A 14,980-nucleotide genomic window follows, 5' to 3' on the forward strand; every position below is an offset into this window, starting at 1 on the left:
ATCAAGCACTGACGACACCCAGCGGAAGGTTGAGAAGCCCATCTTCCACACGTCCGAATTCGTTCTCAAGGTCGACATCAATGTTTTCACGGGTCTTGTAAATAGGCCGAGAGATGCCTGTCAGCGAAACCGGAACGGCCTTGGCATCAGCCCATGTCATCGGTTCGGTCAGCTCAAAAAGATTCACCAGATTGGCACAGTAGTCCTTTGGAGCAATCGCAGATGCCGGAAAAACGTAATTCATATACGTCTTCGGATTGTCCATGTATTCGTCGTAGTGCGTCGAGAAATATCGGACGCCGTGAAATGCTCGCGTTCTCGTGATCCACTCAAGAACGAGCTGAGGGATCGCATACTCTGGTCGTTCCGGCTTGCTCCGATCTGGGACACGGATCGAGCAAATCGCCACAAGCGGCCAACATGCGACTTGAGCCGCAATGAACGCAACTTCGGTATTCGGGGCCAGGAACCGGTTTGGCTCCGTCGCCGTGTAAGCTGCAAGGACAGGCATCCGGTGTCCAAAGTTCAGCACGCGAAGATTCGAATTGGGAACCGCGGAGTACCGGGCAACTGCAATCGTGTTCAAGGCGGGCTCGCCGAGCTCTCGCCAGCAAACGTGCGTTGAGCCACCCAAATACAAACAGGGCAATCCGGCCACGCTGTACCGCATTTCCTTGATCAGATTTGGAAGATGGAAGGGAATGTGAAACAGATCCTTTCTCAGGAACGGCTTGTCTCCCAATGACCGAAAGCGATAGATCGGATTCACCAAGGTCGACATGTCGCCCTTCGGACACATGGCGTCGAAATGCGGCCCAAGTCCGGTCAGTGCCACGTCGAGTTCGTTGTAAGCTGTGGGGCGATCCCCAGACAGGACTGCTCTCAGCGATCGCATCAATGCATCACATGCGACCTCTATGGCTCCGAGCCTTGTCGCGATCATCACGCCGAGCGGCGTCCGTCGATCGACCGCCTTGACGTGTCGAATGTACCTCTGAAATAGATCGTCCATGAACGCTACGTAGTCACCAGCCCGAGTCTTCGGAAGATCGACGAGATTGTCATTCAAGAAATCAATGTGATGCATATAGCTGTCCCGACCAAGAACTCGCTTATTTCGCCTTCAGTCATTGCGCTATCGATTAGCGCTGTCGTATCCGTCATCCCGCGTCGCGGGATCGTTGTCCGCACGGTGGACCGACAAGTGTTCGGTCTCACCCTTTGAGTTACTTCACCGACCGACCGAACTGCTCCTCAAATTCCGCTCTGTGAGCTGCTGTGTGTGAGAACCGCAGTGGATGGTCCAAGCCCGTAATCATAGCGTCCTGAGGCAGCGATTACATCCGATGCTTCGGCTGAAGGGTGACATCACTGAGCCAGTACCAGTTGCAAGCATCGGTCCAACACACGTCCGACAAATCGACGCAGTTACCACCGGCCTGACAAAATCGAAGCTCGGCAGTCTTGAAAATCGGTCGTTTTTCGGGACACACCGGCCGCGACCGGAACACGGTCCTCCCCGTGCAAGGCACTTCCGGTTCCTTTCGGGGAAAAGTCCTGCGGCTTGAAAACCGCTACTACCACACGGTTTACGTCGACCGCGTGCGAATGTACGTTCCTGGCCGATCTCCCGAGCCAGAGCGTAAGCCGAGAATTCGGCGGTCCCGGCTCCGGATTCGGGCGGACTATGCCCCGATCCGGAACGTCATTGCGATTGCCCGACAGTACGAGGCGTACCTGAAGGAACCGGGCATCTACACCTACCGGCAGGCGGCCGAGCACTTCAGCACTTCAAAGGTGACGGTGGGTTATCACCTGGCCTTACTGACTCGATTGCCTGCTGACTTCGTGGAGTGGCTGGAAGCCTGCACCGAGGATTTGCCGATGACCTTCTTCAGCCTGCGGCGGCTTCGGCCCGTGACCATGATGTCAGAGCCGGAGAGGAAGGGAGCGCTGCTGGAGTTGGCCCGGACACTGGTCCGGGAAATGGAGGGCCAGCCTTCCGAGGTCGTGCCCGAGCTTCTGTGGATGCTTGACGAAGAGCTTCACCAGATGCCGCGACGCCTGCTCCGGTCGATCATGCTGGACTGACCAGAAAATCTCAGGGAGAAGAGCGCTGCTCCCGGAGAGGATCGTCGCAGTCGCTCATTGCCGGTCTCCCATTGCCATATCCATCTCTGGCATAAACTTCCGCTCGCTTTGCTTTCCATTCTGGTGTTTGAAGTTGTTGCTTGTACCACTCTTTACCGTCCATAATCAGCACCATCCGGGTCACTCTTTTCCAGAAACTGAGGGGGATTTTAGCCGAACTCGCCCCCCCCCCATCCCTGAGCAGGCAGTTACCACAACTCCACCTTGTTCTTTTTTGGCCTACATCCCTGTGCCAAACACATACCGGCACTTTGTGGCGAAACCATCGATCGAAGGACTGCTGGTGCTGAAGGCAACTGTGGCGATCCGCCGAGTCGTTACTTGGCCTGGAACCGTAGGTATTTCTTCTGCTTCTGGTCCCAGCGGAAGTACAAAAGCGACATGTCGGCAACGGTTTTGATTGCTCCAATCGCTGTTTGAATCTTCACTTTGTCCTTAATGCCGACCTTGCCGACGTGATGGTACAAGGCAACCCACGCGACAGTGGCTGCGTCCCAGAGAACGTATTCACCATCGGTGACGAACAGATAGTGCGGAGGTCTCAGGCTGTTTCGTTTTTTGAACGCGGCTGACAGTCCCTTGGTCACCTTTTGATCTCCTGCACCACAAGCCGAAATCGACAAGATGAATCCAGCAGGGTAATCGTCCAGGTTGCAGAGCGGCTCGATATCGTTGCTAAGTTCTTCCCAGTTCACACTGTCCTTGCCGAATGCCAGCCCCTCGTCGTTACCGTGGCAGGAAATGTGAACGAACAACGGCACGTCCTTCGCGTTCGTACTGTCGTGGTTTGTCTCGATGGTCGAGAGATATTGGCAAGTCTCTAAAAACTCTCGCTGGGATCGAATCGAGAACGACACCGCCTCATAGCCAATCAAGCGGCACGCCGCTGCCAATGTTTGGATCTCCGTCCGCCCCTGAAGCAGGTCCATCGGGTTCGGAGATTCGAGCAGGACGATTCGCCCCTTCGGCTTGTTCATGAGCTACTTCATTCGTTAGAGCGGAAACCGTGGCGGACCAGACCAAGCGGAAGAACCGCTACAGCCGGACCCGAGTTCGTGGGGGCCATCTCCCGTAGGGCAGGCTGGGATTCCCAGCGGCGGCCACCGGGGTGCAAAAATGAGATTGCCCCTCATTTTCCCGCGATTCTCCGAGTCTACCACGATGAAGAACCTGTTTCAGCCCCTGTTGTTGCTGATCGCCGGCGCGACCCAGAAAGAGCTGGCCCGGCAGGTCCGCTACCTGAAGGTCGAGAATGAAATCCTGCGGAGCAAACTGCCCGCCAGGGTGACCGTGACCGAGAAGGAGAAGAACCGGCTGGCGAAGTTCGCCGCCAAGCTCGGTTCGGCGATCAACGAGCTGGTGTCGATTGTGCATCCGGAAACACTTCGCCGGTGGATTCGTGTACTGAATCAAACCGTGAAGAAGAAGGTCGCCAAGCGGGGGCGACCGAAGACAGACACCGAGATCCGGGACCTGATCCTGAAACTCGCCCGCGAAAACGAATGGGGCTACACCCGGATCATGGGGGAACTGAAAAAACTCGGGATCACGCCGCCATCGCGGAACACGATCAAGAACGTCCTGAAGGAACACGGACTCGATCCGGGGCCGAAACGTGGCGAGGGGACCTGGGACGAGTTCCTCAAATCCCACGCCCAGACGCTGTGGCAATGTGATTTTCTGTCCAAGAAGACGCTGACGATCAAAGGGTTCCGCGATCTGTACGTGCTGATTTTCCTGCACGTGGCCACCAGGCGGGTCTTCATCACGAAGTCCACGTTCCACCCGAACGAAGAGTGGGTGGTGGAGCGAGCCAAACAGTTCCAGGCACACGTCCAAGCCGAAGGTCAGGAAGTCAAAATCCTGATGCACGACCGAGACACGAAGTTCACGCCCACGTTCGATGCAGTCTTCAACTCGCAGGACGGCGAAGCCAAAGAGACGGCCTTCCGCTCGCCCAACACAAACGCCTACGTTGAACGGTTCATTCAGACGCTGCAACAGGAAGTGCTGGACCGGTTCATCGTCTTCGGGGAGCGTCACATGGATCACCTGGTGTCCGAGATGATCGAGCACTATCACCACGAACGACCGCACCAAGGGATGGAGAACGTCGTTCTGGTGGCCAGCAAGGCCGCGAGCGACACTCCGGACGACGTTGAGGCACCGATCAAACTCGTCTGCAAGGAGAGACTCGGTGGCGTGCTCAAACACTACTCCTACCGGGCAGCTTGAACGCTTTCCGAATCCGGACCACGCATCCTTTCTCGCTGTTGTGCGCCCTCGGACTTGGCGGCGCGTGATCCTGAGAGGAAAATGGTGCCAGGCCACCGGTCCATAAATCGCACCCGACAGATCCCAGCTAATGCCGGATTCTCTGCATGGCTGAACAAGGCATTGGTGAACATGAGTAGAAACAGCCAGGAGATTCCGCCAATTCAGTTCGATGCGGACCTTGATCGCGAAACCGCCCGTCAGATTGTTGAGGGCATCAGAGATTTTGCGTCAGAACTGCGGGCTGCTCATGAACACGGGTTAGCACACTGGAAATCAGAAGCCTTCAAGAAGCTGGAAGCCTTGGTGGACCAGGTCTTAACTTTGGACGTGGCGTTGCCGAGTGGGGTTAAGCTCGGGCTGCTCGCAATCAACTGGAGCCATTGGAAAAGACCGTGGGACGACTTGAAGAAGTCCCTATCGCAGTGGAAGCCGCAACCAGAGGGGCGTTACGAACGGATCATTCCGGCATTCGGCGACATGGACGAGCCTTCCGGCTTTTTGGACACCGAGGCGGATCGAAGACAGCGGCTAGCTCAAGCGAAGGCGGAACGACAGGCGTTGGCGAAGATTGCGAAGGACCTGGATTGCGTGTTGAACATGCTGACTCAGTTGTCTCAGGCCGCGGAGCTTCGACTTCTTGGAAAAAAGGGCCTTACAACTCCACGAACACGGAAGACAGCAAGGGAGAAAACGGAGACTCGACTCAGAGAATTCTACATGCAGAACCAATGGTTGATCGAAAGCCTCGCAGGTCAAATTGCGGCAGGAGATACTGTGGCCATTCGAATCGCCAAGAAGTTTTTCGGACGCAACGCCCTGGTACGCGAGTTAGGGCTGGCGGAAGGAACTGTGAGCGAGTCGAAGGTCTTCGCGCGGCTGAGAGAGGAGCTTCGATTGGGCGAGAAACTCTCTGTCCGAGTGATCCCGGTCGATGACGAACTGATCGAAACAATGCTCTGGATCACAGCAGTTGTATGTCGCCCCTCTCAGGATCACAGGGGCACCCCAGCCTTCGACGGCCGAAATTCGTTGAGGACGACCTTTCACCGAGTCTATCCAGCGTCGCCCCTCGAAGAGTTGCCACTGCTCGCCTTGAATTGCCGACTCAGGTGGCGACAAACGAAACTCCACGGTTCGTAACTCTCGTAGCTCAAGTGTTGCACGTGCCGGAACCTCTTCCCAAAAGTCCCCTTTCCGCCAGAGGTGACCTGGCAGGCGCAACGGAACACGACGTCGCAATTCGGTCTTCTCGTCCCCTGATCGCAGTAATACAGTAAAAGCAATGACCTCGTGGCGACGAATCTCGGTGTCCAAGGGAAACCATGACGAGCTTGCACGGTTTGCGGAATCGTGTGTCAGGTCAAGGAGCTGCCGTCGAAAACGAACTGCCGTTGCCGTGACTTCACTAGGGTGTGACACGTAAATGCGATACTGAGTTGGAGATTCGCGAGGACGCAGCTCCACATTTGCACTGACTTTGTCGCGCCATCCGGGGAAGCTCGGGGCGTCCGGTTCCCAAAGTAACTCGTTCCCCAGGAACAGCCGCGTGTTGATGGCTTCTTGTGGAAGCAATCGAACACCAACCTGCCGGAACAGACTCGATTGGTCCTTCGAGATGAAAATTCGTCGGTGGAGATCGATCCGCCCGACATTGCAGTGGGCATCACGCAGCTCGTACCGGTCGTCGTTTCAGCGTTGGATCAGCATCCCGGCATCACGTTGATCGAGCAGCCGGAGTTGCACAATCACCCGTCCGTCGAAGTCGGCCTCGGCGATTTGTTCGTCGAGACGATCCACCAAAAGCACTGCCGGTTCATTCTGGAAACTCACGGCGAACACTTGATGCTGCGGATGCTGAAACGCATCCGCCAGACAACAGACAAGGAGTTGCCGGACGGGGTCAACGGGCTGTTGCCGAATGAAATTGCCGTCTACTACGTCGAGCGGACACTCAATGGTGTGAAATGTCAGAGATTGCGAATCGACGAAACAGGTGAGTTCCTGGATGACTGGCCGAAAGGCTTCTTTGATGAGCGAGCAGAGGAGCTTTTCGGATGATCTTCGAATTCGCCTTAGAGCCCGAAGTCCTCTCGAAACCCGAGAGTATTCGGTATTTCCTCGAACAGTTCGACGTCCACAAGGGGCGACTGATTGCGGAGTTTCCCAAGCACTGGAGCAGCCTTGTTTACAAGATGTGGGCAAGACAGCTTAAACCCGTTGAGCGAAAGCGTTATGGCATCCTGCTTGAGTCTTTGTCCGACAAGATTCTGGCGAGCGATGCAGATCGCCCTTACGTTAGCGCGGACTGGTTGGAGAATGCGGAGACAGTGCAAGACAGTACCTGTGGATTCAACTGCGCCGCTTCCCCCCTCACCATTTCGTTTGTGTCGATGTAAACGAAATGGTATCGCAAGTGACTGCCGATTGACAGGGGCGGACCGATTCTGGCGTCATTGCGGTGAGCAGACAGACTCCGTCAGCCTTGGGAATTCAAGCATCTCGCGTTCGACACGAATGCGTAATCGAATGGAAAACCAGCTTTTCGAGCGGTAGGAAGCCATTCCAAAGCGAGAACAGCCTAGCGAACAGCCCCCGTGCGAAACGCGAGCTGACGCCCGACAGCAAGATTCAGGAGCGAGATTGGCACGCCAGATGCGTTAGCAGGCTTTCGTCACGGGCTCGACATCATCGCAGTTGCCAAAAGCCCGATCCTGCGATTGAGACGGTCTCACACGTCAGAGAGTTCACACTGGGGAGGCTCATTTGTCGGTTACCAATGTTCCCGCATCAGTTCGTTACTGCCTCTGGGGCAGAGCTGCCGGTCGCTGCGAGTACCGTGGTTGCAACCACGCGTTGTACCGCGACGACCTGACAAAGGCAGAGTTCAACACGTCCTACATCGCTCATATCGTCGCGGACCAACCTGACGGACCGCGTGGCGACAAGGTTCTTTCTGAGAAACTCAAGGCGGACATCAGCAACCTGATGTTGCTCTGCGACGCCCATCATCGGCTCATTGACATCGCCGATGTGGCTGGGCATCCGGTCAGCCTCCTGGAGGAAATGAAATCTGAGCATGAAGCCAGAGTGGAACTGCTCACCGGAATTCAAGACGAGATGAAGTCTCATGTCCTGCTTTACGGTGCGAAGGTTGGAGACAACGAGTCACCTCTGACTGCCAGCAAGGCCATGCGGGCAATGGTTCCGAACTGGTATCCGGCAGCAAACCAACCGTTTGCGATTGGAATGAAAAGCAGCTTCTCGGATGGCGAGAGCCGATTTTGGGAGATGGAACAGGAAAACCTCCGTCGACAGATCGACCGTTTGGTAAAGCCTGCCATCTCGTCGGGAGATGTTGAGCATCTCTCAGTTTTTGGATTCGCGCCGATTCCACTTCTGATCGCGTTGGGGCGAGAGATTTCGGATATCTGTCCGGCGGAGGTCTATCAACTTCACCGAGAACCTCCGACATGGAACTGGCAGACACGAACGCCGAAGTTCTCCTACCAGGTGACGTCGAGCAGTGACACATCTCGAACGAAAGTGGCCCTGATCCTATCGCTCAGCGCGAATATCTTGCCGGAGCGAATTCACTCCGTGCTCGGAGACGACATCGCGATTTGGTCGATTCACCATAGCGCCCCGCACAACGACTTCCTCCGAGCCCGAAGCCAGTTACAAGAGTTCCGCCGAGTAATGCGTCAGACCTTCAATCAGATCAAGCTGATCCACGGCGAATCGGCTCAGTTGCACATTTTTCCCGCCGTTCCCGTATCAGCAGCCGTCGAGATTGGACGTGTCTGGCAACCCAAGGCCGACCTTCCTTTTCTCGTTTACGATCAAAACAGAAACGGCGGCGGCTTCGTCCCCGCGCTTTCAATTCGACAGCCTAAGTAAGGACGAACACGAGGATGAATGACAACCGGATTCTGATCGCAGACACCATCCTCCGTGAAATCGCGGAAGAGTTGGACATTCCCCCAACAAAGTACAAAGAGGCCGTTGAACGCTATACCGCCGTTGGGCGGTGGCTTGAGGCGGGCACTTATCCGGGCATTCTGGGAATTCCGCATGTCCATCCTCAGGGATCTTTCCGGCTCGGCACCGTGGTTCGTCCTATCAGGCACGGCATTGAATGCGAATACGACATTGATCTCGTGTGCCTGCTGAACTCAATTCCGGGTGTGTCTCCAGCGGCAATCAAGCACATGATTGGTCAACGACTCAGGGAGCATGAGACGTACAAGAAGATGCTCGACGATGAAGGCCGTCGATGTTGGACTCTCAACTACGCCGAACAGGATGGAATTGGCTTTCATCTCGATACACTGCCATGTGTACCCAAGCCATTTTCGCACCCGGATATACTCCCTAAGTACGCGGTGCAGGCAATCGATTTGACGAACAGGAACGACGACAAAAAGACGTACTCGTGGGGTAAAAGCAATCCGGCAGGTTACGCGGACTGGTTTGCCGATCGGCAACGTGAGACCTTCACCCGCATTGCCGCTCTGCGAAAGCGGGAAATCCAAGCCAGGTATTCGAAGGTGTTCGCACGCGTCGATGATGTTCCGGATCAACTCGTCCGCACGCCACTTCAGCGTGCGGTTCAAATCCTCAAACGTCACCGCGATGTACGTTTTGCCGGGCATCGGGACGAGGCTGATAAGCCTCTGTCCATCATCATCACCACACTTGCCGCCCACTCCTACCGTCAGGAGTCGGACATCTATAGCACACTGGCGAATTTCCTCGACAGCATCGTTCGCTATCAGGACACGGGCATCATCCGCTGCCTCAATGATCGGTGGGTCATTCCCAATCCAGTCCACTTGGAGGAGAATTTCGCGGACAGATGGAATGATCCCGATAGCCGAAAGGCCGACGCCTTTTTCCAGTGGATCAATTGGGTGCGAGAGGATCTCGACGAAATCCTGAATGCGTCAACTGCCAGTGAGCTTGAAAAACGTCTGCGCGGAACCTTCGGCGATTCGCCTGGGCGTAAGGTGGCCGCAAATTACAAAGGCACGATGCCGGGTACTCAGCACAAATTCCCGCCCGGCTGGTATCTGTACGTGGGAAGTGCGTGTGGTGTCGGTGGACTCAACCGCCGTCTGGCCCGGCATCAGCGTCGCATAGCCGACGGCAAGAACATGCACTGGAACGTCGATTATTTTCGCGAGCACGCGCTGCTCTGCGAACTCTGGTACTGCGAGACGGACGATTGCCGGTTCGAGCACCACTGGGCGCAGACCGTGGCTGATCTGAAGGGAGCGACCGTCCCGGTTCCGAAATTCGGAGCCAGTGACTGCAAGGCCCATTGCCCGTCCCATTTCTGCCATCTGCCAACTCGCCCATCGACAGCCGTGTTTCGCTCGATGCTGAGTTCACGGGAGCTTTCAAGCACGGTCTCTGTCGAGTTCATCGCAGAGCCACGCGGGAAGCGCTCCGTGCCTGGACTTCAATGTGAGTACCTGCTTGGAAGGCGGTTCCTCGAACATCGAAACCTCGCCATTCGGGACAGCGACTTGGAACCAAGTAAATGGACCAGCCTGGCGAAACGTCGACCAGCGAGACTGCTCGCCGAGAGCGTTGCCAAAGAGATGAAGGTTTCTTTCCCGAAGCTCAAAGAGGCCATCAAGTTCGCCACGGCGGTGGAGACGCTCATCGAGAATTGCGGCGAATCGGCGTGGTCGGCTCTCTTTGATCCAAAGCGACCTCAAACTCGAATGGCGATTCTGTCACTCAGCCGAACGTCTGATGTGCGTCAACGTCATCGGATCAACCGAGTCATCGAAGCGAAGTTCCCGTCCGTGGCCCCGCATTCGGACGACATGGTGTTCGACACCACCAGCTTTGCCGAGGTCAGTAAGCGACTGGCGAGGGCGCGGGGTTCGCTTGGAAAGCTGTTGGTTCATCTGAAGACCATCCATAACAGCATGATCTTCGAAGAAGTGAGGCACTTGAGTCGGCTCTGCCGATGGTCAGCTGAACTACTTGACGAATGCCTGATCAACAAGGGCACCCCATCTCCAGTTCTGCCTGATGAACTTAGCAAGGAGTCTGTTTTGGCGAGGGTGAGGTCGAAAGCCGTCCGAGGACAGGTCGTCGGATGGGGGCGGGCAGCACTCAGGCTCACCGTCAAGAACGTCTGGGATTTCGAGGAGATGATGCGTCGCGGATTGGTACCGACCGCTGAACAGCTTCAGGTCACCCGGAGTGAGATCGAACGGATTCGGGAAATCGCCAGCCAGATTGAGCGCCCGTAAAATAGCTCAAGTGACCAGCACCCACGCCGAGCGAGGCAGCCGTACAATACGTCTGCCTCGACGGCGGCGGGCCACTTGATCGCTACCCGTTTCCTGCATCTTGGACCTGAATCATGATCAGAACCCGCGAACACCTGGCCTGGCACGTTGCCGGACACGCCTATGCTGCGACGATGTACGGCTTTCCGGTTCACAAGCTATCGCTGGACGGTTTCACTGAAGCCGACCTTGCAAATCGCGGCGACGCCCAACGCCTCGATCCCTGCACGATGATCTGTATTCCAGAATGGGCGACAGTGCCCGGCCCGCACGCCTTCGCGAAGAGTCGAGAAGCCCTGCTGTCGATGGCGATTGCCGGTCCCGCCGTCGAACTCCTGCACCGCGAAATCCCCTGCGTGGTCCCGAATGTCGAGCAGTTCACAGACGACTGGACTCAAGCACTGAACGTGGCGGAGAGCCTGTGGCCGGATGAAAACCTGCGGCGAAGCATCCTCGACCGGTGGGTTACCAGCAGCCAATCCGTGTATTTCTGCAAGACAGGCAGCTTTTTTGAGAGTGTCATCCCGCGACTCCTGGACCGAGGCGTGATGACCGGCAGCGAGGTGCAAGCCGCCTGGGATCAGATGAAAGCCCGTAAAGCGGACCACGAGAGACCGCAAGCAAGGAAGCGCACTCGCCCCAGATTGTTCGAGTGGAGTGAACCTGAGTGGCAGTCATCCAACTCTTCGGTCTGATGACTATCGATATCGTGGTGGTGCATCGGGTATGATGATGGTCAGGAATAGAAAGGGGATGTGCTGTGCGACGTGACCACTCTGCCAAACCATCGACGGCTGTCATTTACGCCCGAGTCTCGTCTGACGAGCAGGAGAAGGAGGGCTTTTCCATCCCAGCCCAGCAAAAGCTGCTGACGAAGTACGCGGCGGAGAATGGGATCAGCATTGTCGAGGAGTACATCGACGTTGAGACTGCGAAGGCAGCGGGCCGTACAGGCTTCAACGAAATGGTGGAGTTCTTCGAACGGCAGGCCAAGATCAAGGACGAAGAGCGGCGGTGCCGAACGATCCTGGTCGAGAAAACCGACCGGCTGTATCGAAACCTTAAAGACTACGTGACCTTGGACGAGTTACGAGTCGACATCCACTTCGTGAAAGAGAACGTCGTCCTTTCACCCGACTCGCACTCGTCTGAGCGGTTCATGCACGGCATCAAGGTGCTGATGGCGCGCCAGTACGTCGACAACCTCAGTGAGGAAGTCAAAAAAGGGATGTTGGAAAAGGCCGAACAGGGCATTTGGCCAAGCCGTGCCCCGATCGGTTACATCAACGTGGAACGAGCCGACGGCAAGAAGGTGATTGTCCCCGATCCTGAGTGTGCGGAGATCATCACCCGGATGTTCGAGAACTACGCCAAGGGGACGCTGTCGCTCGAAGATGTCGGTGAACTGGCGATGGCGGAAGGTTTGCCCTTGAAGCGCGAGGGGAATTTCCGGGCAGTCGTCCAGTACGTGCTGAGAAATCCGATTTACACGGGCGACTTTCAATTCAAGGGCAAGATTTACCGTGGAATCCACCAGCCACTCGTCTCGCGGGAGTGCTGGAAGAAGGTCCAGGAGAAAATGGCGGAGCGACGCCAGCGGAATACGCGAAAGCCCAAGAACCGCGAATCGTTTGCTTTTGCTCGTTTGATCGCGTGCGGCCATTGCGGCTGTTCGCTGGTGGGTGAGCGGAAGAAGGGGAAGTACGTGTACTACCACTGCACGTACTATCGCGGACGATGCGAAGAACCCTACGTGCGGGAGGAGGTCTTGGAGGAGAAGTTCTCCGAACTCCTGCGGGGCCTCCGTTTCGACGGCGAGGTGCTCGACTGGATGCGGCGAGCCCTACGGGAGAGCCAAGCCGACGAACAGCGATACCGGGAAGAGGCGGTTCAGCGGCTCCAGGCTGATTACAACCGGCTCCAGCGTCGCATCGACATCATGTACGTGGACAAGCTCGACGGTCGCATCGACGCCCGCTTTTTCGACCAGAAACAGGCAGAGTGGCGAGACGAACAGAATCGGCTGATGGACTCGATTGCCGAGCATCAGCAAGCCAATGAAAGCTACATCTCAGAGGGCGTCATGCTCTTGGAACTGGCGAACCGGGCCAGCGAGTTGTTTGACCGCCAGCCAGCGAGTGAGAAACGCCGCTTGCTGGATTTTGTCCTCTCGAACTGCACTTGGAAGGACGGCGAACTGACCCCGGTTTTTCGCCAACCCTTTGACATGATTGCGGATATGGCAACCGCATGCGCAGCAAAAAAGGTCGCCGGAGACGTGTCCGGCGACCTCTGTCAAAATGAGCTCCCCGAGGCGGTCTCAACTCGATTCATCTTTCATTGAACGCGGGGCCTTATGTGTCAAGAGGTTACGTCAAACGCCTGTCGTCGTTCTTCACCCCTGGACCGCCCATTTCGACGAAAAACCGAAGCCAAAGTCAGTCCCTAAAGAACGCCCTGACGGCATGAAACTGGCCCGGCATTATCAGGCGTTGCTCGACTCCGGCAAGTTCGAAAGCCGTGCGGCACTGTCCCGCCATCTGGGTGTCAGCCGGGCACGGGTGACGCAGGTGCTTGCGAGACTCAAGGAGTAATGCAAGCCGGGTGGCTCAATGCAGTTTGTGATTGATTGTTTCGCCCAATTGGTACATAATACCTCCAGAAATACTTTTGTGGCGGGCTTTTGTAACGGGATGGCAATGAACGAAGCAGAGAGACAGGCAAGGCAGGCTTTTGAGCAGCACGGCGGGGTGCTGAGGATGTCCGACGCGCTACGCGCTGGCGTCCATCGCCGTACCCTGTATGCCATGCGCGACTCTGGCCAGATCGAGGTACTTGCACGCGGCCTGTATCGACTCTCGGACGCTCAACCGCTTGGGCACCCTGACCTTGTCACCGTCTGCGCCAAAATCCCCCGGGCAGTGGTCTGTCTTGTCTCCGCACTTGCATTCCACGATCTCACCACCCAAATACCGCATGAAGTCTGGATCGCCATCCCACGAAATAGCGAACCCCCACGACTCGAATATCCGCCTGTCCGCATCTTCCGCATGGGAGCGACAGCGTATGAGGCCGGAATTGAGACGCATACTCTCGATGGCGTCCCAATCAAGATATATGGCCGTGAGAAAACACTCGCTGATTGCTTCAAATATCGCAGCGAGGTTGGCATGGACTCTGTTCTTGAGGCGGTGCGTCGCTACAAGGCCCAAGGAAAGGTCAACGCAGACGAACTGCTCCGTTATGCCTCCATTTGCCGGGTTGCCCAAGTGGCACGACCGTATCTGGAGGCCGTGCTATGATCCGGGACCTTCCTGCATCGGTTCGCCAGCGACTGCTCGACAATGCCCGTTTGACCGGGCGTCCATTTCAGGAAGTGCTCCAGTATTTTGCGATGGAGCGTTTTCTTTATCGTCTTTCTCAATCGCCGCATGCAAATACGTTCGTGCTCAAGGGCGCTTTGCTTTTCACGGCTTGGGGCGGGCCTGCGACACGACCGACGAAGGATATTGACTTGCTGGCCCGAATGGACAACGCCGTGGACGCGGTAACGGCGGTGACAAAGGAAGTGTGCAGCCTGGAGGTGCAACCTGACGGTTTAGCATTCGACCTGGAAAGTGTTTCCGGGGAGGCCATCAAAGAAGATGCAGATTATTCTGGTGTTCGTGTCACCTTTCTGGTCACGATTCAAAATGCACGCATTTCGATGCAGATAGATGTCGGGTTTGGTGATGTCGTCACTCCATCCGTAAACGCAACGACGTATCCAGTGTTGCTTGACTTTCCAGCGCCTGAATTGCTGAGCTATCCACGAGAGACCGTTGTTGCCGAGAAGTTCGAGGCCATGACGAAACTTGGCACTTTTAACAGTCGAATGAAAGACTTTTACGACATATGGATACTATCAAGGCAGTTCAGCTTTAGTGGTGCCAGTTTAGCAGATGCGATCAGCCAAACATTCGCTAATCGGCAGACGGCTGTCACCGCGAAACCCGTCGCATTGACACCGGCATTCAGCCGGGACAATGCAAAGCAAACCCAGTGGCAGGGATTCGTTCGCAAGTCAAAATTAGACGGAGCGCCTGCCGATCTATCCTCAGTGATTGATGATTTGCTCGTGTTCCTGCAACCAGTTGCAGAAGCGATTGAAAACGGCGTCCGATTCGAAATGATATGGCTGCCACCTGGGCCATGGAGCACAAGCTAACTGCACCCGATCGTATCATCAAAAGGTGATCGCACGG

Annotated in this window: 14 protein-coding genes; 11 read left to right on the forward strand and 3 right to left on the reverse strand. The window is 56.1% G+C overall.

Annotation, left to right across the window (positions count from 1 at the left end):
• Position 1: 1 nt before the first annotated feature.
• Positions 2-1,087, reverse strand: a complete 1,086-nt coding sequence (locus SH527x_RS06940) for a hypothetical protein (protein ID WP_437193927.1) — start codon at positions 1,085-1,087, stop codon at positions 2-4.
• Positions 1,088-1,521: 434 nt separating this feature from the next.
• Between SH527x_RS06940 and SH527x_RS06945 the strand changes: the two genes are divergently transcribed.
• Positions 1,522-2,091 carry a hypothetical protein gene (locus SH527x_RS06945; RefSeq protein WP_437193928.1) on the forward strand — a complete coding sequence of 190 codons (570 nt, stop codon included), beginning with the start codon at positions 1,522-1,524 and terminating at the stop codon, positions 2,089-2,091.
• 10 nt (positions 2,092-2,101) lie between these two features.
• On the opposite strand, the gene SH527x_RS06950 is transcribed toward SH527x_RS06945, so the two are convergent.
• Both SH527x_RS06950 and SH527x_RS06955 read right to left on the reverse strand, forming a co-directional pair.
• The gene (locus tag SH527x_RS06950; RefSeq protein WP_437193929.1) at positions 2,102-2,266 is read right to left on the reverse strand and encodes a hypothetical protein; all 165 of its coding nucleotides are present in this window, start codon (positions 2,264-2,266) and stop codon (positions 2,102-2,104) included.
• A gap of 202 nt (positions 2,267-2,468) precedes the next feature.
• Positions 2,469-3,128, reverse strand: coding sequence for a hypothetical protein (locus tag SH527x_RS06955; RefSeq protein ID WP_437193930.1), 660 nt, complete (start codon positions 3,126-3,128; stop codon positions 2,469-2,471).
• 184 nt (positions 3,129-3,312) lie between these two features.
• Here SH527x_RS06955 and SH527x_RS06960 point away from each other — a divergent pair, with 184 nt between their 5' ends.
• The 10 genes from SH527x_RS06960 to SH527x_RS07005 all read left to right on the forward strand — a co-directional run bounded on the left by SH527x_RS06960 (position 3,313) and on the right by SH527x_RS07005 (position 14,943).
• Positions 3,313-4,386: an integrase core domain-containing protein gene (locus SH527x_RS06960; protein ID WP_437193931.1), complete on the forward strand. Its 1,074-nt coding sequence runs from the start codon at positions 3,313-3,315 to the stop codon at positions 4,384-4,386.
• Positions 4,387-4,557: 171 nt separating this feature from the next.
• Complete coding sequence (locus SH527x_RS06965) at positions 4,558-5,568, forward strand: hypothetical protein (RefSeq protein ID WP_437193932.1); 1,011 nt, start codon at positions 4,558-4,560, stop codon at positions 5,566-5,568.
• A 489-nt stretch (positions 5,569-6,057) separates the two neighbouring features.
• Entirely contained in the window at positions 6,058-6,486 is a 429-nt protein-coding gene (locus tag SH527x_RS06970) for an AAA family ATPase (protein ID WP_437193933.1), read from the forward strand.
• Complete coding sequence (locus SH527x_RS06975) at positions 6,483-6,824, forward strand: hypothetical protein (protein ID WP_437193934.1); 342 nt, start codon at positions 6,483-6,485, stop codon at positions 6,822-6,824. Before SH527x_RS06970 ends, SH527x_RS06975 begins: the two co-directional genes overlap by 4 nt.
• Positions 6,825-7,191: 367 nt before the next feature.
• Positions 7,192-8,325: an SAVED domain-containing protein gene (locus SH527x_RS06980; RefSeq protein WP_437193935.1), complete on the forward strand. Its 1,134-nt coding sequence runs from the start codon at positions 7,192-7,194 to the stop codon at positions 8,323-8,325.
• Positions 8,326-8,339: 14 nt separating this feature from the next.
• Entirely contained in the window at positions 8,340-10,697 is a 2,358-nt protein-coding gene (locus tag SH527x_RS06985; RefSeq protein ID WP_437193936.1) for a DUF123 domain-containing protein, read from the forward strand.
• Between the two features lie 113 nt (positions 10,698-10,810).
• Positions 10,811-11,431, forward strand: a complete 621-nt coding sequence (locus SH527x_RS06990; protein ID WP_437193937.1) for a hypothetical protein — start codon at positions 10,811-10,813, stop codon at positions 11,429-11,431.
• 65 nt (positions 11,432-11,496) lie between these two features.
• Positions 11,497-13,080 (forward strand): recombinase family protein, encoded by a 1,584-nt coding sequence (locus SH527x_RS06995; protein WP_437193938.1) that lies wholly within the window; start codon positions 11,497-11,499, stop codon positions 13,078-13,080.
• A 355-nt stretch (positions 13,081-13,435) separates the two neighbouring features.
• Positions 13,436-14,038, forward strand: coding sequence for a type IV toxin-antitoxin system AbiEi family antitoxin domain-containing protein (locus SH527x_RS07000; RefSeq protein ID WP_437194597.1), 603 nt, complete (start codon positions 13,436-13,438; stop codon positions 14,036-14,038).
• 50 nt (positions 14,039-14,088) lie between these two features.
• Complete coding sequence (locus tag SH527x_RS07005) at positions 14,089-14,943, forward strand: nucleotidyl transferase AbiEii/AbiGii toxin family protein (RefSeq protein ID WP_437193939.1); 855 nt, start codon at positions 14,089-14,091, stop codon at positions 14,941-14,943.
• Positions 14,944-14,980 lie beyond the last annotated feature (37 nt).

Origin of the sequence: Planctomicrobium limosum, from assembly GCF_051465645.1 — a bacterium.
In the GTDB taxonomy this organism is placed as follows: Bacteria; Planctomycetota; Planctomycetia; order Planctomycetales; family Planctomycetaceae; genus Planctomicrobium.

What these genes read in the sequence shown, in the direction of transcription:
- SH527x_RS06960 (WP_437193931.1), top strand. Translation starts at nt 3,313, where the DNA reads ATGAAGAACCTGTTTCAGCCCCTGTTGTTGCTGATCGCCGGCGCGACC.
- SH527x_RS06950 (WP_437193929.1), bottom strand. Translation starts at nt 2,266, where the DNA reads ATGGTGCTGATTATGGACGGTAAAGAGTGGTACAAGCAACAACTTCAA.
- SH527x_RS06990 (WP_437193937.1), top strand. Translation starts at nt 10,811, where the DNA reads ATGATCAGAACCCGCGAACACCTGGCCTGGCACGTTGCCGGACACGCC.
- SH527x_RS06955 (WP_437193930.1), bottom strand. Translation starts at nt 3,128, where the DNA reads ATGAACAAGCCGAAGGGGCGAATCGTCCTGCTCGAATCTCCGAACCCG.
- SH527x_RS06940 (WP_437193927.1), bottom strand. Translation starts at nt 1,087, where the DNA reads ATGCATCACATTGATTTCTTGAATGACAATCTCGTCGATCTTCCGAAG.
- SH527x_RS06985 (WP_437193936.1), top strand. Translation starts at nt 8,340, where the DNA reads ATGAATGACAACCGGATTCTGATCGCAGACACCATCCTCCGTGAAATC.
- SH527x_RS06965 (WP_437193932.1), top strand. Translation starts at nt 4,558, where the DNA reads ATGAGTAGAAACAGCCAGGAGATTCCGCCAATTCAGTTCGATGCGGAC.
- SH527x_RS06975 (WP_437193934.1), top strand. Translation starts at nt 6,483, where the DNA reads ATGATCTTCGAATTCGCCTTAGAGCCCGAAGTCCTCTCGAAACCCGAG.
- SH527x_RS07000 (WP_437194597.1), top strand. Translation starts at nt 13,436, where the DNA reads ATGAACGAAGCAGAGAGACAGGCAAGGCAGGCTTTTGAGCAGCACGGC.